Consider the following 20,742-nt stretch of genomic DNA (forward strand, 5'->3'; position numbering starts at 1 on the left):
TATCAGCCAGAATATATTTTTTTGTAAACGCTGAGTCCAATTATATGGAGCGGAGGAACCAATTTGTGCAGTGTCACTAGGGGTGAATCTTTCAAATTTGAAAGTAGGGCTACTCTCAAAGCCCGAATCCGACAGCTAACTTCGTAAGCGTCTTGAGAGAGGACGGTGCCATGATGGATACATCACTTCATCGATCTGATTAGTATAGGGGAATATCAATCTATGTTTGATTTCTTTTATACTAAGGAGGATGAGGTACATGGAACTAACACTTATTTGTGTTGGAGAAGAAAGTAAGGTAAATAGTTTAAGAGATCTAGTTGCATTTCAACATGAGTTAGTTATTTTTACAGCAAATGAAGAGGTAGCGGCTGAAGTTAGGAATTGTGGGTTTGATTGGACTTATAGTTGTAGTAAGGAGCAGGATTTTACTAGTATTTGTGAGTGTATTAAGAAGGTCATTTTACTAGGGGATGAGCTTCCAATCGTTAGTTTCTTCACAGAACACATTCGTTTTTTTTTTCAAGCACCTATTACTGTTGTTACAAGGAATAAACGATATCCAGCGAGGCTCTATGAAACAATTGGAGCTAAGTTTGTCGTGTTTACAAATTGTGATAATATTTCTTTTTTATTTTTTGAATAGGGCGGGGGAAGAAATGATGAAGGTACTATTACTTGGAGATATAGCAAATCGTTGGGCAGTATCGGTAGAGCGAGTTCAAGAATTGGTTCAGATTGATCCTCTTTTTCCCGGGCCATATATTATATTACCGTCAAAAGATGCTTTGTATTTAGAGATGGATATTACCGAGTATGAGCAGCTACATGCAGAATTGACACAAGTTTATATTCGTGGGAGAAATTTACGTGCATTTTTAAGAGGAGAATAAAGGTTGAATAAAAAAGAGCGAATGCTGAGTGCAACAGGCTATGCACTTCATGTCATTCGCTCTTTTTATTTCATATTTAAAAGGTCATTTTTAAGAAAAGAAAAGAGAAATAAAGAAAATAGATGAAATAATAGTAATAATCTTCAATGTAAGCGTTTAAATGAATGTAAATATTATTATTTTCAGCAATTTACCCCTTTACAAGTGAAATATAGAGGAGTATATTTACTCTCATAAATCATTCATAAAATTTCCAAAAAAACCTAAAATCGCTGAGTTCCAGAAATGGAGCGGGGGAACCAATTTTGTGCATCGTCACTTGGGGTGAATCTTTCAGTTTTGAAAGTAGGGCTACTCTTTAGGCCCGAATCCGACAGCTAACCTCGTAAGCGTTTAGAGAGGAGGTTTACTTTTTGTTGTTCATTTTTTGAACACTGAGTAGAGCTCAGTGTTCTTTTTTAATATTTTGATGGTAAATTTTTACAAAAAAGAAGAGAGGGATAGTTATGTTAGATGTTGTAATGGTCGGGATTTTTATTTTATTAGTTGCATCGATGGCAAGTCTTGCAAGTTGGTCAGATAAAGTTGTGAAAGAAGGAAAGCAATCATGATGATTGTCTTATCGGTTATTGTCGCAGCAATTACAGTGTATTTAGTGTATGCATTATTAAATCCAGAGAAGTTTTAATTAGGGGGAATCATTCATTATGATTTGGGTTGCAGTCATTATTACAATGCTCTTGTTTATTTTAGTAGCAAAGCCAACGGGGATTTATTTAGAAAAAGCTTTTCAAGGTAGCAAAACGTTAGATAAAGTATTCGGGCCTTTTGAAAAACTTATTTTTAAAATTACGGGTGTAAAAGCATACAATCAAACGTGGAAACAGTACGCATTATCATTAGTTTTATTAAATGGATTTATGATCGTTGTCGTATACTTCATTTTCAGATTACAAGGTGTGCTGCCACTAAATCCAGCGCATATTGAAGGGATGGAGCCTACGCTCGCTTTTAATACAGCAATTAGTTTTATGGCTGATACAAACTTACAGCATTATAGCGGTGAAAATGGTTTATCTTATTTATCACAATTAATCGGAATTACATTTTTAATGTTTGCGGCACCAGCAACGACATTAGCGCTCGTTATGGCTTTTATAAGAGGACTTGCTGGAAAAGAACTTGGTAACTTTTTCGTTGATTTTACGAGAGCGTTAACGAGAGTGTTTCTTCCTATCGCATTTATTGCGGCACTAGTTTTTGTCGCACTTGGTGTACCACAAACGTTAGATGGGGCGGTTACAGCACAAACGATTGAAGGTGCAAAGCAAAGTATTTTACGTGGACCTGTTGCATCATTCGTTTCCATTAAGGAACTTGGAAATAACGGCGGTGGATTTTTCGGAGCAAACTCTACGCATCCTTTCGAAAATCCAGGACAAATGAGTAATATTTTGCAAATGATGCTTATGATGTTATTACCAACAGCACTTCCATTTACGTACGGACGAATGGTCGGAAATAAAAAACAAGGCCGCATCCTTTTCGTGTCACTTTTTATGGTGTTTTTACTAGGATTTATAACGATTACGACATCTGAACTAAACGGGAATCCGGCATTAAATGGAATGGGTATCGAACATGTACAAGGAAGTACAGAAGGGAAAGAAGTACGATTTGGAACAGTATTTTCTTCACTATACGCAACAGTAACGACAGCTGCTGAAACTGGTGCTGTTAATACAATGCATGATACGTTAACACCAATTGGCGGTCTAGTTCCACTTGTAAATATGATGTTAAATACAGTGTATGGCGGCGTTGGAGCAGGCTTTGTAAATATTATTATGTATGCAATTATCGCGGTGTTTATATCTGGGTTAATGGTTGGACGGACACCAGAGTTTTTAGGTAAAAAGATTGAAGGTAAGGAAATGAAATTAATCGCGGTCACGATTTTATTTCATCCATTGCTCATTTTAGGATTTTCGGCATTAGCTCTTTCAACAAATTTAGGGACGGATGCTATTTCTCATTCTGGTTTCCACGGTTTAACGCAAGTTGTATATGAGTATACATCGTCAGCTGCGAATAACGGATCTGGATTTGAAGGATTAGGAGATAATACACCGTTTTGGAATATTACGACTGGTTTAGTTATGTTTTTAGGACGCTACTTTAGTTTAATTACGATGCTAGCTGTGGCAGCTTCGCTGAAAGAAAAAACGGTAGTGCCAGAAACAGTCGGAACGTTCCGCACAGATAATAGTTTATTTGGTGGTATCTTCATCGGAACAATTGTAATTGTCGGTGCATTAACATTCTTCCCGATGTTAGTACTCGGACCAATTGCAGAATTTCTTACATTGAAGTAATGGAGGGTAAATGATGAGACCGGTAGTAGTAAAAGAAAAACAATTAAATAAGTCACAAATACATGCTGTAGAAGATGAAGTTAGACAAGCGAAAACGATGGATCGTGATATCGTAACACATGCGATGAAACAATCCGTTGCGAAATTGAATCCGAAAGTCATGATAAAGAATCCGATTATGTTCGTTGTGGAAATTGGGTTTATCATTACGTTCATTTTATCTTTTCTTCCAAGCAGTTCTAGTAGTATACCAGGATGGTTTAATATAACAGTTTCTCTTATTCTATTATTTACAGTTTTATTTGCGAATTTTGCAGAAGCATTAGCAGAGGGTCGTGGTAAAGCGCAAGCCGATTCTTTAAAGCAGTCGAAGAAAGATGTGTTTGCAAATGTTGTAAAAGAAAATGGAGACATTGTCCAAGTTTCAGCAACTGATCTTAGAAAAGGTGATGTTGTTATCGTAAAACAAGGAGAAATGATTCCGAATGATGGTGAAGTAATCAAAGGATTAGCGTCTGTAGATGAATCTGCAATTACAGGAGAATCAGCTCCTGTAATAAAAGAAGCGGGTGGTGATTTTTGTTCCGTAACAGGTGGAACGATGGTCGTAAGTGATGAAATTACAATTGTTATTACGAGTAATCCTGGTGAATCATTTATCGACAAAATGATTTCTTTAGTAGAAGGAGCTGCTCGTCAAAAAACGCCGAATGAGATTGCTTTAAATACAGTATTAACGAGCTTAACTCTTATCTTCTTGATCGTCGTTGTGACGTTGCCGATTTTTACAAATTATTTAGGTTTTCAAATTGATACAGCTGTACTCGTAGCATTGTTAGTATGTTTAATTCCAACGACAATTGGTGGTTTGCTATCAGCGATTGGTATTGCGGGGATGGATCGGGTGACAAAATTTAACGTGCTAGCGATGTCAGGGAAAGCAGTAGAAGCTGCGGGCGATATTAATACAATTATTTTAGATAAAACAGGTACAATTACTTTTGGGAACCGAATGGCTCATACATTATTACCTGTAGGAAATGAAACGATTGAGCAAGTTGGAAAGTGGGCCGCTATTAGTTCTGTTTTAGATGAAACACCAGAAGGTCGATCTGTTATCGAGTATGTGCAGGGAAAATCTATATCATATAATAGAGAACTTGCAGAACAAGGTGAGTTTGTTCCGTTTAAAGCAGAAACGAGAATGAGTGGTGTTGATTTACAAGACGGAACGAAAGTGAGAAAAGGTGCTGTAGGTGCCGTTATTGAATGGGTTGAGTCACAAGGCGGAACAATTCCGAAAGATGTAAATCAAAAAGCAGACTTAATTTCAAAAGAGGGCGGAACACCACTTGTAGTTGCAGTAGATAATCGTATTTACGGTTTAATTTATTTAAAGGATACAGTAAAACCGGGTATGCGTGAGCGTTTTGAACAGTTACGCCAAATGGGGATTAAAACGGTTATGTGTACAGGTGATAATCCGTTAACAGCAGCAACCATTGCAAAAGAAGCTGGAGTAGATGAATTCGTTGCCGAGTGTAAACCGGAAGATAAAATTGCGGTTATTAAAGCAGAGCAAGATAAAGGGAAACTTGTAGCGATGACAGGTGATGGTACAAATGATGCTCCGGCATTAGCACAGGCTGACGTTGGATTAGCGATGAATAGTGGTACGACAGCAGCGAAAGAAGCGGCGAACATGATTGATTTAGACTCGAATCCGACGAAAATTATTGAGGTTGTAGGAATTGGTAAGCAATTGTTAATGACCCGAGGTGCGTTAACGACGTTTAGTATTGCGAATGATATAGCGAAATATTTTGCGATTATTCCAGCGATGTTTACACTTGCGATTCCGCAAATGGAAGCATTGAACATTATGAAATTAACATCACCACTGTCAGCGATTTTATCAGCATTAATATTTAACGCTGTTATTATTCCATTACTCATTCCGTTAGCGATGAAAGGTATTGCATATAAACCGATGAGTTCTAATGCATTGCTTAGCCGAAACTTACTTATTTATGGGCTTGGCGGAGTTATCGTTCCGTTCATTGGAATTAAAGTAATTGATATAATTGTCGGCTTGTTCATATAAGGAAGAGGGGAAAAAGATGGAAAAGAAACAAAGTATACTATCACCAATTATCCGTATTACTTTTACATTTCTAGTGTTGTGTGGACTTGTATACCCACTTATTGTTACTGGTATTGCACAAGCAGTGATGAAGGATAATGCGGATGGAAGTCTAATATATAATGATAAAAATGAAGTGATTGGTTCTAAATTAATCGGGCAAAACTTCACGGATCCACGTTATTTTCAAGGGCGTGTTTCTAGTATTGAATATAAGGCAGAAGCATCTGGTTCAAATAACTATGCACCATCTAATCCAGATTTAGAGAAACGAGTAGAGAAAAGTATTGAAGAGTGGAAGAAACAAAATCCGAGCGTTCCAGTTACAGAAGTACCGATTGATTTAGTGACAAATTCAGGTTCAGGGCTTGATCCTGACATTAGTCCGAAGGCAGCTTCTGTGCAGGTAAATCGCATCTCGAAATTAACAAATATTCCGAAAGAAACGCTAGATCAATTGATTAAAGATCAAACGGAAGGTGCGGCACTTGGCTTATTTGGAGAAAATCGAGTGAATGTCTTAAAGCTAAATTTAGCATTACAAAAATTAATGAAATAGTAACAGTGCTACCTCAATCTAACGGATTGAGGTAGCGTTGTTTCGAATGAAAGGTAGTGTTTATTTTGTATGCGGATGATTATGAACCGAAGTTTCAAAGGCGAACGCCAGAGGAATATTTAGAATATATTCGGCAACAAAATCGGGGAAAGTTAAAGTTATATGTAGGAGCAGCTCCAGGCGTAGGAAAAAGTTATAAAATGCTCTTTGATGCAAGGGAAATGAAAAAAGATGGAATTGATATTGTAATTGGTTTAATTGAAACGCATGGAAGAAAAGAGACGGAAGAAGCAATTGCTGATTTAGAAAAAGTTCCTTTGAAAGAAATACAGTATAAAGGAAAGGTATTTTATGAGCTTGATGTGGAAGGAATAAAAAAACGCGCGCCTCAAGTAGTCGTAGTGGATGAACTTGCGCATAGTAATGTTCCTGGTTCTAAATATAAGAAACGTTATATGGATGTGCAGGAATTGTTAGAGGCTGGTATATCGGTATTATCAGCTTTTAATATTCAACATTTAGAAAGTGTTCATGATATTGTAGCTCAAATTACGAATGTAAAAGTAAGAGAACGAATTCCAGATTTTATTTTACAAAAAGCAAATGAAATTCAGCTCGTTGATGCAACACCGGAAGTACTTCGGAAGAGGTTAATAGACGGAAAGATATATAAAGAAGAAAAAATTCAGCAAAGCTTACAAAATTTCTTTACGCTTAATAATTTAGGAGCACTCAGGGAATTATCGCTTCGTGAAGTCGCTGACGATATGGACGAAAAGATTAGTCAAACAGTGATAGAACCAATCGGAGTGAAAGAAAAAATTCTCGTTTGTGTACAATACAGTTCAACAGCGGAGAAATTAATAAGACGGGGATGGCGCATGGCTGATCGGTTAAATGCTGAATTGTATGTATTAAATGTTGAAAGAGAAAATATAGACTCTCTTTCAGCTGGTAAAAAACAAACAATTGAAGAGTGGAAGACGCTCACGAATCAATTTGATGCAAGTTTTGTATTAGAAGAAGCAAAGGGAAGAAAGCCAGCAGATGTTATTATTGAAGTGGCAAAAAGATTACAGGTGACGCAAATTTTACTTGGACAATCGGCTAGAACAAGGTGGGAAGAAATACGAAAAGGCTCTATTGTAAATGAAATTATGAGACAAACAAAGTATATTGATATTCATATTGTTGCGGATCAAAGAGGATAAATAGAGCCGACCTTTTTGGGGCTCTATTTTGCTTTTTGTACAGAATGAAAACTTAGCATTTTCATTGCATATAAGATTACAAGTAAAAACATAATTGCGCCTAGGAAGAAAATCCAAAAGTAATTTTGGTTAAATAAAAGAAATCCACCTATAAGTGGCCCTGTGCCCATACCAAGATAGCGGATGAAGTTGTACATACCGATAGCTGTTGCACGTTCTTGCACGAATTCTTCTGTTAATAAAGTAGTGTGAGTTGGCATAGAAAGTCCCATACTAAAACCGTACAAAGATGTAACGATAATGATGAATGGGATATTGATGCTATATGTGAAAGAGAATAAAACGACACATATAATATTGAAGAAACTCGTAATAAATAAAGTTTGCTTTGTTGTGAGGCGTTTTTGCAAAAACTTGTAGCAAAAACTTCCTAGCATGATAGAAAGAGACATTGGTACAAACATAAGACCAATTTCATTTGCAGCTTGATGAAATGAATTTGCTAAAATGCTCGGTAAAAAAACGAGAAAGCAAAAGTAAATACAAAATTGAATGAAGCCAATAAGAGTAATAGAAAATCCAGTTTTATTTTTTAAGATAAGAGAGTAATTCTTTTGTGCTTTAGACTGCTTAATTACATTCGGCTTTGTTTCTGGAAGTAGTGAAATGTTTATAATTAATAAGATAATGCCAAGTGTAGATAAAAAGAGAAATACAGATAAGTGACCATTTATACTGCCAAGAAATCCACCTATGAGAGGAGCCATTGCAGGTGCGAGGGCAAGTAACATTTGGTATAGGCTCATCGCTTCTCCGCGTTCTTTTCCTTCAAATAAATCGCCGATAATCGTTGCTGAAACTACAGGTATAGCCGCTATTCCTATAGCTTGAACAGCTCTAAAAAAGAGAAATAAATAAATGTTTGCCGAAAAAGCACATCCGATTGAACCAATTGTACTAATGACTAAACTAGGGATAAGGACAGATTTTCTCCCTTTTGTATCAATTAAAGGTCCATATACGAGCTGCATAATTGCAAGAACGAATGTGAAAAGTGAAACTGTTACATTTACAAGATAAAGAGAAGTGTGAAAAGAATTTTGAATCATCGGTAAGATAGGTGTGTAAATATTTTGAGCGAAGGAACCGAGTAAGGCACTAATACAGACAACATATAAAATGAAAGTTAGTTTAGATTTTTTCATCTTGTTAACCTCCTTTTATTTTAGTTTCCTTGGAAACTAAGTTTATTTTAACATGATTTTCTCCCTTGTAAAGATGAAAAAAAAATTTTAAAATGGTATATAGTTAAATTGTTTCTTTGGAAACTTAGGAGGCGAACGGATTGAAGCATACAACGAAGCAAATGGAAATACTGTCGGACATTCGTACACTTTTGCATAAAAAAGAAGAACATTTAAAACGACAAAACGAGAAGTTTCTTCGTGAGACAGGTGTAAGTAGTATGTCTTTATCTGAGTTACATGTAATCGAATGTATCGGAAAAAATGGTTTGATGAATGTAACGGCAATTACGACAGAAATGGGCATGACGAAGGGAGCAATCTCTAAAATTTGTACGAAGTTGTTTCAAAAGCAATTCGTTGAGAAGATGCAAATGTTAGATAATCAAAAAGAAATCTTCTTTCGCTTAACGGAAAGCGGAAATGAAATATATAAAGCTCATGAAAAATTGCATAAGCAAGCTGAAGAAAAGTGGTTGTTACTTTTAGATGGATATAGGAAAGAAGAGCAAGACTTTATTCAAAGGTTTATAAAGGATGTCTCCGATCATTTGGAAATATAATTGGAAGAAAAAACTCCTTTTTCTCAAGTCTTTTAAATATAATTTCTGAAAGAACTCATATATAATAGAAAAAGATACTTAACATGGTGAATAATTAAAGAGTCAATATATATAGAGGAGAGAGTAACATGCTTGAAAATACGGGGTTAGTATTAGAAGGCGGCGGTATGCGTGGTGTATATACGGGTGGGATATTAGAATACTTTATGGAACAAGATTTATATTTTCCATATGTAATCGGTGTATCAGCTGGTGCTTGTCATGCAGCGTCGTATCTTTCCAGACAAAGAAATAGAAATAAAACGGTCAATATTGATTATGCATCACATCCGAAATATTTGTCGTATAAAAACTTATGGAGAAAACGTCAGCTATTTGATATGGATTTCATTTTTCATGAAATTCCAGAAAAGCATGTTCCGTTTGATTTTGAAACATACTTTAATAGCCCAGAACGTTTCCTTGTAGGAACGACGGATTGTGAAACAGGACAATCTGTTTATTTTGAGAAAGAAGGAACGAATGATGATGCACTAAATTTATTACAAGCATCTAGTTCATTGCCTTTCATTGCACCAGTAGTAAATTATCGTGGTAAGCAGTTATTAGATGGCGGGATTTCTGATCCAATTCCAGTTCGTAAAGCACAGGAAGATGGATTTAAAAAATCAGTCGTTATTTTAACGAGAAATCATGGTTACGCGAAGAAGAAATCAAAATTCGGATGGATTGCAGGAAAAGCTTATAAAAAATATCCGAATCTTGTTAACACGATGTTGAATCGTTATGAAGTGTATAATGAAACACTTCACTATATTGAAAAAGAAGAGCAAGCTGGTAATTTATTTGTTATTCGCCCAGAAGTGCCGCTTCAAGTAGAGCGTATGGAAAAAGATACAGCAAAACTACAAAATTTATACGAGCAAGGCTATGAAGATGCAAAGAGACAATTTGCAGATTTGCAGGCGTTTTTGCAAAAATAATAATTAGGCTGTGGAGATGGAGTTCTCTGCAGTCTTTTTTATTATTGGTTTCAATACCGAATGTTGGTTATACACGCTTTTAGGTTATGGTATAATATGGATGAAAGTATGTAGAGAGGTGATACATATGGAAAATGTATATAAAGGACTTGGACATACTGGATTTATCATGATGCTTATTTTTGGTGGTGTATTTTTACTTCGCTGGTTTATTCATGATGAAATATTATTAGATCAACTTATTGGTTTTAGTGTGGGCATAGTAATGGTTATTTCATCAGTGTTCATTCAAAAGTATAGTAAAGAATTACAGGTAGAAGAGAAGTATTAAAAGGTTATAAGCTCCTTCATATTTTGGAGGTGCCTTTATAGTTTGAATGATTGTTATAAAAGAAAAGTAGAGCATCGGATTTCGATGCTCTACTTTTTTAATGTGGTAAGAAAATCAATTGATAAGCGAACAAGATGCCGAATACATACACAAGTGGGTGAACAGCACGGAATTTACCTTTTGCTACTTTCATAAGTGGGTATGAAATAAATCCAAGTGCGATACCTGTTGCGATACTTGATGTAAGTGGCATGCTTAAGATTACTAAAAATGCTGGGAATGCTTCATCAAATGCGTCCCAATCGATGTGGCGAACTGAACCCATCATAAGACTACCAACGATAATTAATGATGGTGCAGTAATAGCTGATACACCAGAAACAGCACTTACTAATGGGCCGAAGAATGCTGTTAGTGCGAATAGAACAGCTACTGTAACAGTTGTTAAACCAGTACGACCACCAGCTGCAACACCAGCAGATGATTCAATGTAAGCTGTTGATGGTGTTGTTCCGAACATAGAACCAATAGTTGCTGAGAATGAGTCAGATAGAAGAGCTCGTCCTGCTTTTGGAAGCTTTCCGTCTTTCATAAATCCACCTTGTTGTGCAACGCCAAGTAATGTACCTGTTGTATCGAATAGTGTAACAAGGAAGAATGAGAATACAACGCCATATAATCCGTAGTTAATTACGTCAGATACAGCAGTAATTGGATTTGAAACGATAATTCCTTCTGGTAATCCAGGCATTGATGTAACACCGTTTGAGAATGTTAACTGTCCTGTGAAGAAAGCGATAATACCAGTTAATAGCATACCGATAAATAGTGCGCCATTTACATTTAAAGACATAAGAACAATAGTAATTCCAAGTCCAGCTAGTGCTAGTAGAACTGGAGCAGAGTGAAGATCACCAAGTCCAACTAAGTTTGCATCATTTTTTGTAACGATACCTGTTAAACGTAAACCGATAAAGGCGATGAAAAGACCGATACCAGCAGTAATTGCATGTTTTAAGTTTTCAGGAATTGCTTCCATTAATTTTGTACGGAAAGATGTAAATGATAGCAAAATTAAAATCATACCTGCTACGAATACAGCAGAGAATGCAATTGCGAAAGTCATGCCTTCATGTGCTTTTACAACAGAGTAAGAGAAGTAAGCATTTAATCCCATACCTGGCGCGATTGCGATTGGTAAGTTTGTAAAGATTGCCATAAATAATGTTCCGACAACAGCAGCAATAATTGTTGCTGTAAATGCTTGTTCAAATGGAACACCTGCATCTCCAAGGATAACAGGGTTTACGACAATGATATATGCCATTGTTAAGAAGGTAATAATACCTGCCATAATTTCAGTTTTAATAGAAGTTTTATGTTTTGAAAGGTTAAACATATAAACATCCTTTCTGTTTACGAATAATTTTCACAACAGTTATATATAATATTCGTTTTTTAACTATTTTGCAATAGTTTTGCATAAAAAGTTTATAACAATTCATATTTTGTGTCTTAAATTCGAATATTAATCGTAAACCAATGTGTGAATTTCAGCTTTTTATTGTGCACATGCTAAGAAAAAGGAGTTGAAAGTAGCTATGCCACAGCAAAAAAACTTTGTAACAATGCCAGCGCAACATCAAAATAAACAGCCGGGGATTGAATCATTAATGAATCCACTTCCGCAGTTTGAAGATCCAAATTATAAAGGAAGTGAAAAGTTAAAAGGAAAGAATGTGTTAATTACGGGAGGAGATAGCGGAATTGGACGCGCAGTTTCCATCGCTTTTGCAAAAGAGGGAGCAAATGTTGCGATTGCTTATTTAGATGAGGAAGAAGATGCTAATGAGACGAAGCAATATGTTGAGAAAGAAGGTGTAAAGTGTGTATTGTTGCCGGGTGATTTAAGTGATGAACAGCATTGTAAAGATGTTGTTCAAGAGACCGTCCAGCAGCTAGGTAGTTTACAGGTTTTAGTAAATAATGTCGCGCAGCAATATCCGCAGCAAGGACTAGAGTATATTACAGCAGAACAGCTAGAAAAGACTTTTCGTATTAATATTTTTTCTTATTTTCACGTTGCGAAAGCCGCACTTTCTCATTTAAAGCAAGGGGATGTCATTATAAATACCGCGTCTATCGTTGCATACGAAGGAAATGAAACTTTAATTGATTATTCCGCAACGAAAGGAGCAATCGTAGCTTTTACAAGATCACTTTCACAATCGTTAGTGCAAAAAGGGATTCGTGTAAATGGTGTTGCACCAGGACCGATTTGGACACCACTTATTCCATCGAGCTTTGATGAGAAGAAAGTCTCTCAGTTTGGGAGCAATGTCCCTATGCAAAGACCTGGTCAACCATATGAATTAGCGCCGGCATACGTATACTTAGCGTCTGGCGATTCATCTTATGTTACTGGACAAATGATACATGTAAATGGGGGCGTTATTGTAAATGGATAGTTTTCATTTATAAGAGCAAAGTAATGTTAATTCCACTTATTATAGTGAGCGCTAGGGGGGATATAGCTGAAAAAGTTATGTTTCGTCATACTATTATTTTTCATCCTACCAGTTAGTGCTTTTGCTAATACAGATCATTTAATATTAGTGAATCTTACGACAAATCAGTTGTCTTTTTTTGAGAATGGAAATTATACAAAAACATTTCTAGTAACGACTGGAAGAGATCGTACACCTACGCCTGAAGGTAATTTTTGTATTATAACTAAATTTAAAAATAAAGAATACCATCGAAAAAAAATACCTGGGGGTGCACCGAATAACCCTCTCGGTACGAGGTGGCTTGGACTAGATAAGAATGAATATGCGATTCACGGGACGAACCGGGAATGGACGATTGGAAGTAGGGAATCAAATGGCTGTATTCGCATGCATGACAGGGATATACAATGGTTATATGACCGAGTACAATTACAAACAAAAGTAATCATTTCTCGTTTTCATACGAGCCCCGAATATGAAGCGAATAAGCTTGGTTATCGCGTTGTGAGCTGGAATGGTCGAAAAATAGAAAAAGAACAAATTGGAGTACTTACGTTAGTAGACCGCGCGGATATATATTGGCAAGAACCAAATGGACAGTTAACGAAAGTAAAAACTGTATTGCCAAATGAAAGATATCCGGTGTACTCAGAACGAAAAGATGGAATATATTATATAGGAAACAATTCGTATATTATAGATGAAACAGGAGAGAAAGTTCGTTACGAGCAAATTCCTTCTTCAATTTTAAGTAATATATATAAACGGAAATACAATGTTCCGTAATGGCTACCGTATTATAGACGGTAGCTTATTTATACTTGGAGTTTAACTGCAACTATTGTATTTTGCTGAATATAATACAGTACAGATAGGGGGCGGTTATATTATGAAAAGTGAATTTGCGTTTAAAGTTTTCTTAGTAACGACCTGTTTATTTATCGTGTATTTATATGCGTTTCTCGTCTTTTCTTTTTATGTTCCATATGTTGATTTAATATTGTTCTTCGGATTTATTTGGGCGTTTGTGAAAGCGAGGGAAGGAGAGAAGAGTATATATCGGCGCATTACCCTATGCGGGACGGCCGTTCTCATTATTTTGTACTTTTTTATTATGCATGATTTTTGGAGAGGGATGTAAAAAAGCATACGATGAATCGTATGCTTTTTATGTTTAATATTTAGGCTTAAATGTATGACAACAAGTCTCTACACTCGTTGCTACAGAACTTTCTAGCGTCTCGTTTGTTAAAACAGCAGCTGTATATGAATCATTTTCAGTTTGACCAGTTTCATCTGCATCAGGCTGAACGATGATCGCACTTGCTTGACAAAAGTTACCTTGTCCCCAAAAAGAACAGTTGGAAACAGAACATCTTACTTCTGGCATAAAACCCCCTCCTTATACATTAGTGTGGGATTTTACGCCCATTTCATGTGTAGAAGGAGTTTCCTTTTCTCGTTACTTTTTCGTTTGCTCAAGCCATTCTTTTAATTTGTCTTTCGGCTGTTCACCACTAATACGGCTCACTTCTTTGCCATCTTTAAAATGAATGATTGTTGGTGTACCTTGAATTTTATATTCATCCCAAGGAGCATCTAATTTTTCAATATCCATAACTTTCATATCAACGTTCAAGTCTTTAGCCATTGGCACTACGACAGGAGATAATTTTTGGCAATGAACGCAAGATGTTTGATAAAAGTATACTGTTTCTTCTTTTTTCTCTTTTAAATTCTTTTGAAGATCTGAAAGAGAGATTTTATTTGTGTAGTAGTCAGGACCATCTGTTTGACTACCAGTAGCACTTCCTCCTTCCATTTTTTGGCTGGTAGTAGTTTTTTCTTCCATTTGTGTTACAGCGAAAATTGCCGCAAACAAGGCGATAATAATACCACCAAATATGAGCATTTTTTTCATTCTTTCATCTCCTTATTTGTTTTTGATGACAATAAAGCTACAAACAGCGATTGTAATAAAGCCGATAAGTGCTAAAAACGGGATTGTCACAAAGCCGAACCAGTTTATGTATTCTCCCGTACATGGTACACGTCCACAAGCTGCCCCAGCAGCTGAAAATGCTGCGACTTTTTGAATTGCATAGTGATATAAAGAAATACAAGCACCAATAGTTGCGATTGGTAAAGAATAATTTGCGATGCGATAGTCTTTCTTTGCCACAGCGATACCGAGCCATAAAACGAATGGATACATAAAAATACGTTGATACCAACAAAGAACACAAGGCTCAAATTTCATGATTTCGGAAAAGTACAGACTTCCTAGTGTAGCGATAAAAGAAGCTCCCCATGCGGTAAGTAAAGCATATTCTTGCTTTTTTTCTCGTCCCATATTTTATACCTCTCTTATAATAGTTACATACTAAATTATAGTATGAAGTGGTATGGAAAAGAAAGAAAAAATATTTATATCAATAAAAGTTTTATAAGGAGAAACTTTTATTGATATAAATATTTTAAAAAAGCGCCATTCTCCGGAAGAGAATAGCGCTATAGTTTACATTTGAATTTGTTCTACTTCTTCTACATGCGACTTTTGGGATGCGTGGTCAATATATTGAAATAGGAGCTGTAATTGTTTATCAACTTCTGGTAGTTCTTTACTGTATTGATAAGCGTGTAAAAAATGCTCAATACGCTTAGAAAATAATTGATCGTTCGTTTGAACCATGAGAACGAGTAATTTATCCCAGTTACAGCAATACGTGTAATAGAGAGCTTTATCATAGTCGTTATATGTTTGCACTGTGTACCCTCCTTACCGAGAGTTATATATAGTGTGTGATAAGTAAGGAGAAATACACTTGAAAGAATTTGTTAAGAAAAAAAGTGAATGAAAAGAAAAAACGAGGAGTTTCCTCGTTCTTTAAGCTTTTGGCATTGGCGTAGGTGTTGGTTTGCCATAGCCTTCTTTGTATTTATTATCGATATAGTTACGAATTTCAAGCGTTGATTTTCCTTTTTGTTTCATGGAAGCAGATTCAACTGCGATTTCTAGGCAATTGACGCAAGTCGTTGCATGGGAGTCCCAAACAACTTCACCATTCTTTTTAATTTCACGAATAAAGCAGTTTTTATTATTTTTATGTCCTACACTTTCACCGCAACCACAATAGCATGGAATCCAATCTAATAGCTCTGCATTTTGTCCAGCGACGGTGTAGATATCTTTCATTTGTGGATCAAGCTTATCTAGGAAGGTCGGAAGTGTGTCGACTCCTTTTGTTTTCTCTTGAATGTCAGCTTGCTGAGTGTGCGATGCGTGGTCATGTTCTTCTTTTTTTGATTCAGAAGATTTTTGGTCATTTGTACCAGTACTTCCGCATCCAGCAAGAATTAAGCTTAGTACTGCAAGTAAAGAAAATACATACTTTTTCATTCGCTTGTCCCCTTTACAAATGTATTAATCAAATTGTATCAGAGATTACGGTGTATCGGTTGAAGATTTTTTCGACTGATTTTTGAAGCGCCATCTTAGCGAATGGAATAGAAATAAAAGTGGGATATAAGCGTATACAATATATAAACCTGCTTGAGATAGTACGGTATTTAATGTGTTGATACTTTCACGGTTTGTGAAAAGTAGAGAAGCTGAAAATATGATGAAAATAAAAAACGGTAATGTAAATTTAAATGAAATATGAAAGGAACGCTTCATCGTTTGACATGATGACCAAATGGTTAAGCAAAGGTTTGGTAAAATAATTAAAAACCAAACGAAAATAATAATATATTCAAAGCGCTGAATAAAAGGAACTTTAATTATTTTTAACATCGTTAAAGTAGGCCAAATAGTACGGTTTAATTGTCCCTCGCTGTAATACATAAAAGATACGATAGCTAAAACTACATAAATTAAGGTGCTAAAAGCAATTCCAGCATGGGCCCATCTTTTTAAAGATTTTCCTTTTTCAATAAAGGGATAAAAGATAAGAATTGTTTCAAACCCTAGAAATTCCAATGCAGAGTGTTTTGCAGATATAAGCATGTCAAAAGGTGAATGTGTAAAAATAGGTAAAATATTACGGAAATGAGCATATTTCATTGGATAGATTAAAAAGAATACAACGAAAATAGGAAGAACAATACCCCAAAAACATATCCCTGTCACAGAACGGAAGCCACCTTTTATAATGTAGTAAGTGACTAACAAAAACATAAGCGTAAGTTTCCATAACTTAATGGTAGGGAAAATCCAAACTTGTATCACTTCCATATATGTACGAAGAACAGTAAGGCAAAATAATAAGCAATAAAGAGTGAAAATTACAGAAAATATAGAGCCAAACCACTTTCCAAAGGTTGTTGTATGAATACTAATTAAATCTCCGTCTTTTTCAAGCATTTTTAACATACAAAACAGCACAATATGAGTTGCAATTCCCGCAATAATAAGAGAAATCCAGGCATCATAACCAGCGTTTTTTAAAATTACACGTTGATATCCGAGAATTCCTATACCAATCTGGAGAGAATGCAATAAAATAAATGCAAAATATGGAGAGACTGTCTTTGTTTTATTTATTGTATTCATTGCTTATTTCACCTCACTATTCTCCGATTCCAGATTGTACAATATTAAGATCTAAATTTATATCCACCGCTATATTTTTATACATATTTCGAATTTGTTTTATATTCCATTTTCTTGTATGGCTTCTAATTTCATCTCGTATTCCTAAAGGATCAATTTCCTTTTCTTGAAATTGTTTTATTAAATCTTCACAGTCTTTTTCGACATTTCGTTCAATTTGTTTTTTTATATAGTTGATATTTGTTTTTTTTCTTAGATCAATCCAATTAGGAGAGTTTTTAATTAATCCATTTAGTTTTAAATGGATTTTTACTTTTGGTATGTCGCCAGTTTGATCTATATCATACTTATTTTCCCCAGCTAAGTTTTGTATAACAACCATACCTTTATGTTTATCCTTTTTTATTGCTGCTTCGTAACGTCCATTTTTCGTAGGATTAATAAGTAATTTTGCTAAAACAGAATGTCTTTTATCCGTATACATGACGACTTTATCGCCTTTTAAAAAGGCAAGTCCTTTGACAGCGACAGAATGATTATCGTCCATTTTAATATAAGGAACATAGGCATCACATACAGAAGAGTAATAATTATATAAAAAAATGTTTAATTCAGTTTGTGGAATGTTCTCATTTCTTATATTTTGCTCGAGTAAATCAGCAATATATAAAGACCCATTTTTTTTTCCGTAATTTAAAAGCTCTTCAGCCGATCCATCTACAATTGCTAGTTGTACATCACGCCCGATATTTGGGTCACGTTGTAAGTTAGTAATAATCTCTCCCATTCCGCGTTCCCCTAGAGCCTTTCCAAATAGGACGACACGCATTTGACCTACAACAACATTGTGAGGAGATTTCGCATTTAATCGTGAAGCAATTGTTTCAAGTGAACGGGCAGATGTTGTTTGCGTCTCTGGTTTAGACTTTACACCATGTGTGTACTCTGGGAATAGAATAGTTCCTTGGAATTTTTTGTTTTTTGTGATGTCAAATCCAGCAATATGAATAATACGCTGTGCATCCACTATATACGTTTGTGTACAGCCAGTTTGTAAAACGAAGAAGATAATGATAAGGTGCAATAAAATTTTTTTCATTCATTCTCACCATCACGTTTTTGCTTCGATTTGTTTGGATTGTAGCGCCATTTTGATTTTGGTCTAAGAAAAGAAGGTCTTTGTGCCGTTTGACTAAATGGTAATCGAAGAAAACCTTCTGCTGTACCTAAACCACGAAATGGATATAAAGGTAATAAATAAGGTGATCCAAGTGATTTTAATTTAATTAAATGAGCTAAAATAAATACAAATCCGACAATAAGGCCTAATCCTCCGAATGCACCGGCTAAAAGAATAAGCGGAAAGCGTAACAACCGGATAGTAGAAGACATCTTTACAGTCGGTGTTGTGAAAGATGCAAGGGCGGATAAAGCAACTGCAATTAATAAAATTGTACTTGTTAAAGCTGCTTCAACAGATGCTTGTCCAATTACAATCCCCCCAACAATCCCAATCGTTTGTCCGACTTTTGTCGGTAAACGTGCTCCTGCTTCACGAAGCAATTCAATTGTAATTTCTAAAAAGAGTGCTTCTAGAATAGGAGGGAAAGGTACGTTAGCTCTCGAGAAAATAATAGGACCTAGTAAATCGGCAGGAATCATTTGATAATGATATGTTAAAGCCGCTGTATAAATAGCGGAGGAAAACAGAGAAAATATAGCTCCGAAAAAACGAATAATACGAAAGAACGATCCAATCATCCACGGTAAATAATAATCTTCTGGTGAAATGAAAAAATCCAGTAACGTTGTTGGTCCTGATAAAGCATATGGAGAGCCATCTGTTAAAATTAAAACTTCCCCGTTAATTAACGCAAATACAGCTCGATCTAATCGTTCTGTAGGTAATAGAACAGGAAAAGGTGAATTGCTATTATCACTAATAAATTGCTCAATCATAGTTGAATCAAATGGGACATCAAAGTCAATGTCTTCTAGCCGTTGTATTGCGGTGTTGATGAATTGTTCATTTGTAATTCCTTCTATATAAGCAACTGCTACTTTCGTTTTTGATATAGATCCGACGGTAACTTCTTTAAAAATGAGTTGCTCCGTTACGATATTTCGGCGTAATAAGTGGATATTTGTATCAAGGTTTTCAACGAAACCGATTTTAGGCCCGATTACGCTATACTCATTTTCTGTATCGTTATATAATCGTTTTCCTAAAACAGTACTTTCGGCACGAATTAAAGCATATTGATCAGGATTCGAATTGTTTTTTAATCGTATTAAAATATATCCACCTAATAATTTTTCACGAATATCATCAATAGAAGGGGAGGTAATAATGTCTTCAATAGAGATGATATTACATAAATCAGAGATGTTTTGGATTTGTTCCGATTCCTTTTTTATAGGAGTTAAAATGAATTGTTTAATAATAAGTGCTTCCACGACAGATTTATAATAAAACAAGCACAACGTTTCATCTTTAAGTATGTTATAAGAGACAAAATCGCTTGATTCTTTCATGGTTTGTATAAATTCTGGAATAGAACAAAGTGTTTTTGTATTAGTCTTTTTTGATTTCTTAGATGATAAACCGAACATTTTCTCACCCCTAACTTACATCATTTACTTGTGTTAGTTTTTGGGAAAGACGGGAATTTATACTTAAAAATTGAAAGTTCATAAAGAAAAGGAAGAGTGGTGAATGGCTCTTCCTTTTTAGCATTTTAATTTGTTTTTTGTTCTTTAATAGACTTCACTAATTTCATCATTTCCGCTCGTATATCTTCTTTTTTTACATTTAATTTTTCGGCAATTTGTTTAATGTCCATTCCATCTTTTTTCATTTTTAATACATCGTCAAGAGGGGTATTGCTTTTTTGAGAGATGATTGTTAACACAGTAAGATGACGCAATTTGATGTTATATTCTTTCATTTTTTGCTTTAGCTGATCCGGTGTGGATTTTTGCATAGTTGCTAACTGTTGTAGCAGTGCTTGCTTTGTTTCTTTATTCATATGATGGTTTTTCAGCTTACTTGGATCTACACCGAAATGCTCGGCTGTTTTCTCCCAAGATTTATTTTGCTTATAGTAAGCTAAAACGTCTTTTATTTCTTTATTACTAATCCTTGCAATATGAGCAGCTTTCCAAATTTCATGTTTGTTATAGCCAAGTTTTTCTAGCGATTGCATTTCTTCTTCTGAAATTGGTTTATGATGATGCATTGTTACTTCTTTTGGCGTGGCAGCGGACGTAGGGAAGGTGGATATCCCGTATAATAATGCTGCCATAGTCATACTTACTGCGATTTTTTTGTACATGTAAACTCCTCCTAGATGGATAATGTAGAAAACTGTACAC

At 35.3% G+C, this 20,742-nt stretch carries 26 protein-coding genes and 2 riboswitches; of the genes, 15 read left to right on the top strand and 11 right to left on the bottom strand.

Features of this window, described 5'->3' with window-relative positions; all coding sequences use genetic code 11:
* Positions 1 to 18: 18 nt before the first annotated feature.
* Positions 19 to 166, top strand: a riboswitch (cyclic di-AMP (ydaO/yuaA leader).
* A gap of 93 nt (positions 167 to 259) precedes the next feature.
* The 9 genes from BM089_RS25905 (at position 260) to kdpDN (ending at position 7,181) form a co-directional block, all read left to right on the top strand.
* Positions 260 to 646 carry a hypothetical protein gene (locus BM089_RS25905; protein WP_139213332.1) on the top strand — a complete coding sequence of 129 codons (387 nt, stop codon included), beginning with the start codon at positions 260 to 262 and terminating at the stop codon, positions 644 to 646.
* Positions 647 to 659: 13 nt separating this feature from the next.
* Positions 660 to 893: a hypothetical protein gene (locus BM089_RS25910; protein WP_002025339.1), complete on the top strand. Its 234-nt coding sequence runs from the start codon at positions 660 to 662 to the stop codon at positions 891 to 893.
* Positions 894 to 896: 3 nt separating this feature from the next.
* Positions 897 to 1,019: a hypothetical protein gene (locus tag BM089_RS31805; protein WP_001034419.1), complete on the top strand. Its 123-nt coding sequence runs from the start codon at positions 897 to 899 to the stop codon at positions 1,017 to 1,019.
* A 134-nt stretch (positions 1,020 to 1,153) separates the two neighbouring features.
* A riboswitch (cyclic di-AMP (ydaO/yuaA leader) is annotated at positions 1,154 to 1,299 on the top strand.
* 100 nt (positions 1,300 to 1,399) lie between these two features.
* A complete protein-coding gene (locus tag BM089_RS25920) occupies positions 1,400 to 1,504 on the top strand; it encodes a SipW-dependent-type signal peptide-containing protein (protein WP_000887894.1) in 105 nt (34 codons plus the stop codon).
* Positions 1,504 to 1,581: a K(+)-transporting ATPase subunit F gene (gene kdpF, locus BM089_RS25925; protein ID WP_223153441.1), complete on the top strand. Its 78-nt coding sequence runs from the start codon at positions 1,504 to 1,506 to the stop codon at positions 1,579 to 1,581. The genes BM089_RS25920 and kdpF overlap by 1 nt, the downstream gene beginning before the upstream one ends.
* Before the next feature lie 19 nt (positions 1,582 to 1,600).
* Positions 1,601 to 3,268, top strand: coding sequence for a potassium-transporting ATPase subunit KdpA (gene kdpA, locus BM089_RS25930; RefSeq protein WP_000638330.1), 1,668 nt, complete (start codon positions 1,601 to 1,603; stop codon positions 3,266 to 3,268).
* 13 nt (positions 3,269 to 3,281) lie between these two features.
* Entirely contained in the window at positions 3,282 to 5,372 is a 2,091-nt protein-coding gene (kdpB, locus tag BM089_RS25935; RefSeq protein WP_001248006.1) for a potassium-transporting ATPase subunit KdpB, read from the top strand.
* A 16-nt stretch (positions 5,373 to 5,388) separates the two neighbouring features.
* Positions 5,389 to 5,970 carry a K(+)-transporting ATPase subunit C gene (gene kdpC / locus BM089_RS25940; protein WP_090978440.1) on the top strand — a complete coding sequence of 194 codons (582 nt, stop codon included), beginning with the start codon at positions 5,389 to 5,391 and terminating at the stop codon, positions 5,968 to 5,970.
* A gap of 56 nt (positions 5,971 to 6,026) precedes the next feature.
* Positions 6,027 to 7,181 carry a KdpD-like non-kinase potassium sensor gene (kdpDN, locus tag BM089_RS25945; RefSeq protein ID WP_090978442.1) on the top strand — a complete coding sequence of 385 codons (1,155 nt, stop codon included), beginning with the start codon at positions 6,027 to 6,029 and terminating at the stop codon, positions 7,179 to 7,181.
* Between the two features lie 23 nt (positions 7,182 to 7,204).
* On the opposite strand, the gene BM089_RS25950 is transcribed toward kdpDN, so the two are convergent.
* Positions 7,205 to 8,386, bottom strand: coding sequence for an MFS transporter (locus BM089_RS25950; RefSeq protein ID WP_090978444.1), 1,182 nt, complete (start codon positions 8,384 to 8,386; stop codon positions 7,205 to 7,207).
* A 140-nt stretch (positions 8,387 to 8,526) separates the two neighbouring features.
* Here BM089_RS25950 and BM089_RS25955 point away from each other — a divergent pair, with 140 nt between their 5' ends.
* From BM089_RS25955 to BM089_RS25965, 3 genes are all read left to right on the top strand, one after another.
* Complete coding sequence (locus tag BM089_RS25955; protein WP_090978446.1) at positions 8,527 to 8,988, top strand: MarR family transcriptional regulator; 462 nt, start codon at positions 8,527 to 8,529, stop codon at positions 8,986 to 8,988.
* A gap of 128 nt (positions 8,989 to 9,116) precedes the next feature.
* Positions 9,117 to 9,971 carry a patatin-like phospholipase family protein gene (locus BM089_RS25960; protein ID WP_090978448.1) on the top strand — a complete coding sequence of 285 codons (855 nt, stop codon included), beginning with the start codon at positions 9,117 to 9,119 and terminating at the stop codon, positions 9,969 to 9,971.
* A 127-nt stretch (positions 9,972 to 10,098) separates the two neighbouring features.
* Positions 10,099 to 10,302, top strand: coding sequence for a hypothetical protein (locus tag BM089_RS25965; RefSeq protein ID WP_090978450.1), 204 nt, complete (start codon positions 10,099 to 10,101; stop codon positions 10,300 to 10,302).
* 97 nt (positions 10,303 to 10,399) lie between these two features.
* Here BM089_RS25965 and BM089_RS25970 read toward each other — a convergent pair whose 3' ends face one another.
* Positions 10,400 to 11,701 (bottom strand): NCS2 family permease, encoded by a 1,302-nt coding sequence (locus BM089_RS25970; protein WP_000482717.1) that lies wholly within the window; start codon positions 11,699 to 11,701, stop codon positions 10,400 to 10,402.
* 202 nt (positions 11,702 to 11,903) lie between these two features.
* On the opposite strand from BM089_RS25970, the gene BM089_RS25975 reads away from it, so the two are divergent.
* The 3 genes from BM089_RS25975 to BM089_RS25985 all read left to right on the top strand — a co-directional run bounded on the left by BM089_RS25975 (position 11,904) and on the right by BM089_RS25985 (position 13,953).
* Positions 11,904 to 12,770, top strand: a complete 867-nt coding sequence (locus tag BM089_RS25975) for an SDR family oxidoreductase (protein ID WP_001136286.1) — start codon at positions 11,904 to 11,906, stop codon at positions 12,768 to 12,770.
* A 66-nt stretch (positions 12,771 to 12,836) separates the two neighbouring features.
* Entirely contained in the window at positions 12,837 to 13,598 is a 762-nt protein-coding gene (locus BM089_RS25980; RefSeq protein WP_090978452.1) for a L,D-transpeptidase, read from the top strand.
* A gap of 103 nt (positions 13,599 to 13,701) precedes the next feature.
* Positions 13,702 to 13,953: a hypothetical protein gene (locus tag BM089_RS25985; RefSeq protein WP_090978453.1), complete on the top strand. Its 252-nt coding sequence runs from the start codon at positions 13,702 to 13,704 to the stop codon at positions 13,951 to 13,953.
* Between the two features lie 33 nt (positions 13,954 to 13,986).
* Here BM089_RS25985 and BM089_RS25990 read toward each other — a convergent pair whose 3' ends face one another.
* The 9 genes from BM089_RS25990 to BM089_RS26030 form a co-directional block, all read right to left on the bottom strand.
* Positions 13,987 to 14,202, bottom strand: coding sequence for a DUF1540 domain-containing protein (locus BM089_RS25990; RefSeq protein ID WP_001115481.1), 216 nt, complete (start codon positions 14,200 to 14,202; stop codon positions 13,987 to 13,989).
* A 72-nt stretch (positions 14,203 to 14,274) separates the two neighbouring features.
* Entirely contained in the window at positions 14,275 to 14,733 is a 459-nt protein-coding gene (locus BM089_RS25995; protein WP_090978455.1) for a thioredoxin family protein, read from the bottom strand.
* A gap of 12 nt (positions 14,734 to 14,745) precedes the next feature.
* On the bottom strand, positions 14,746 to 15,165 hold the full coding sequence (locus BM089_RS26000; RefSeq protein ID WP_000532261.1) for a disulfide formation protein C: 420 nt from the start codon (positions 15,163 to 15,165) through the stop codon (positions 14,746 to 14,748).
* 165 nt (positions 15,166 to 15,330) lie between these two features.
* Positions 15,331 to 15,579: a YhdB family protein gene (locus BM089_RS26005; RefSeq protein WP_001195459.1), complete on the bottom strand. Its 249-nt coding sequence runs from the start codon at positions 15,577 to 15,579 to the stop codon at positions 15,331 to 15,333.
* A 120-nt stretch (positions 15,580 to 15,699) separates the two neighbouring features.
* Positions 15,700 to 16,212: a PCYCGC domain-containing protein gene (locus BM089_RS26010; protein ID WP_000761026.1), complete on the bottom strand. Its 513-nt coding sequence runs from the start codon at positions 16,210 to 16,212 to the stop codon at positions 15,700 to 15,702.
* A gap of 45 nt (positions 16,213 to 16,257) precedes the next feature.
* Positions 16,258 to 17,367, bottom strand: coding sequence for a GerAB/ArcD/ProY family transporter (locus BM089_RS26015; protein ID WP_090978457.1), 1,110 nt, complete (start codon positions 17,365 to 17,367; stop codon positions 16,258 to 16,260).
* A gap of 16 nt (positions 17,368 to 17,383) precedes the next feature.
* The gene (locus BM089_RS26020; protein ID WP_000722245.1) at positions 17,384 to 18,466 is read right to left on the bottom strand and encodes a Ger(x)C family spore germination protein; all 1,083 of its coding nucleotides are present in this window, start codon (positions 18,464 to 18,466) and stop codon (positions 17,384 to 17,386) included.
* Entirely contained in the window at positions 18,463 to 19,980 is a 1,518-nt protein-coding gene (locus BM089_RS26025) for a spore germination protein (protein WP_072939951.1), read from the bottom strand. Before BM089_RS26025 ends, BM089_RS26020 begins: the two co-directional genes overlap by 4 nt.
* 125 nt (positions 19,981 to 20,105) lie before the next feature.
* On the bottom strand, positions 20,106 to 20,702 hold the full coding sequence (locus tag BM089_RS26030) for a hypothetical protein (RefSeq protein WP_139213333.1): 597 nt from the start codon (positions 20,700 to 20,702) through the stop codon (positions 20,106 to 20,108).
* Positions 20,703 to 20,742: the final 40 nt, after the last annotated feature.

Origin of the sequence: Bacillus sp. 5mfcol3.1 (assembly GCF_900114335.1) — a bacterium.
GTDB lineage: Bacteria > Bacillota > Bacilli > Bacillales > Bacillaceae_G > Bacillus_A > Bacillus_A thuringiensis_S.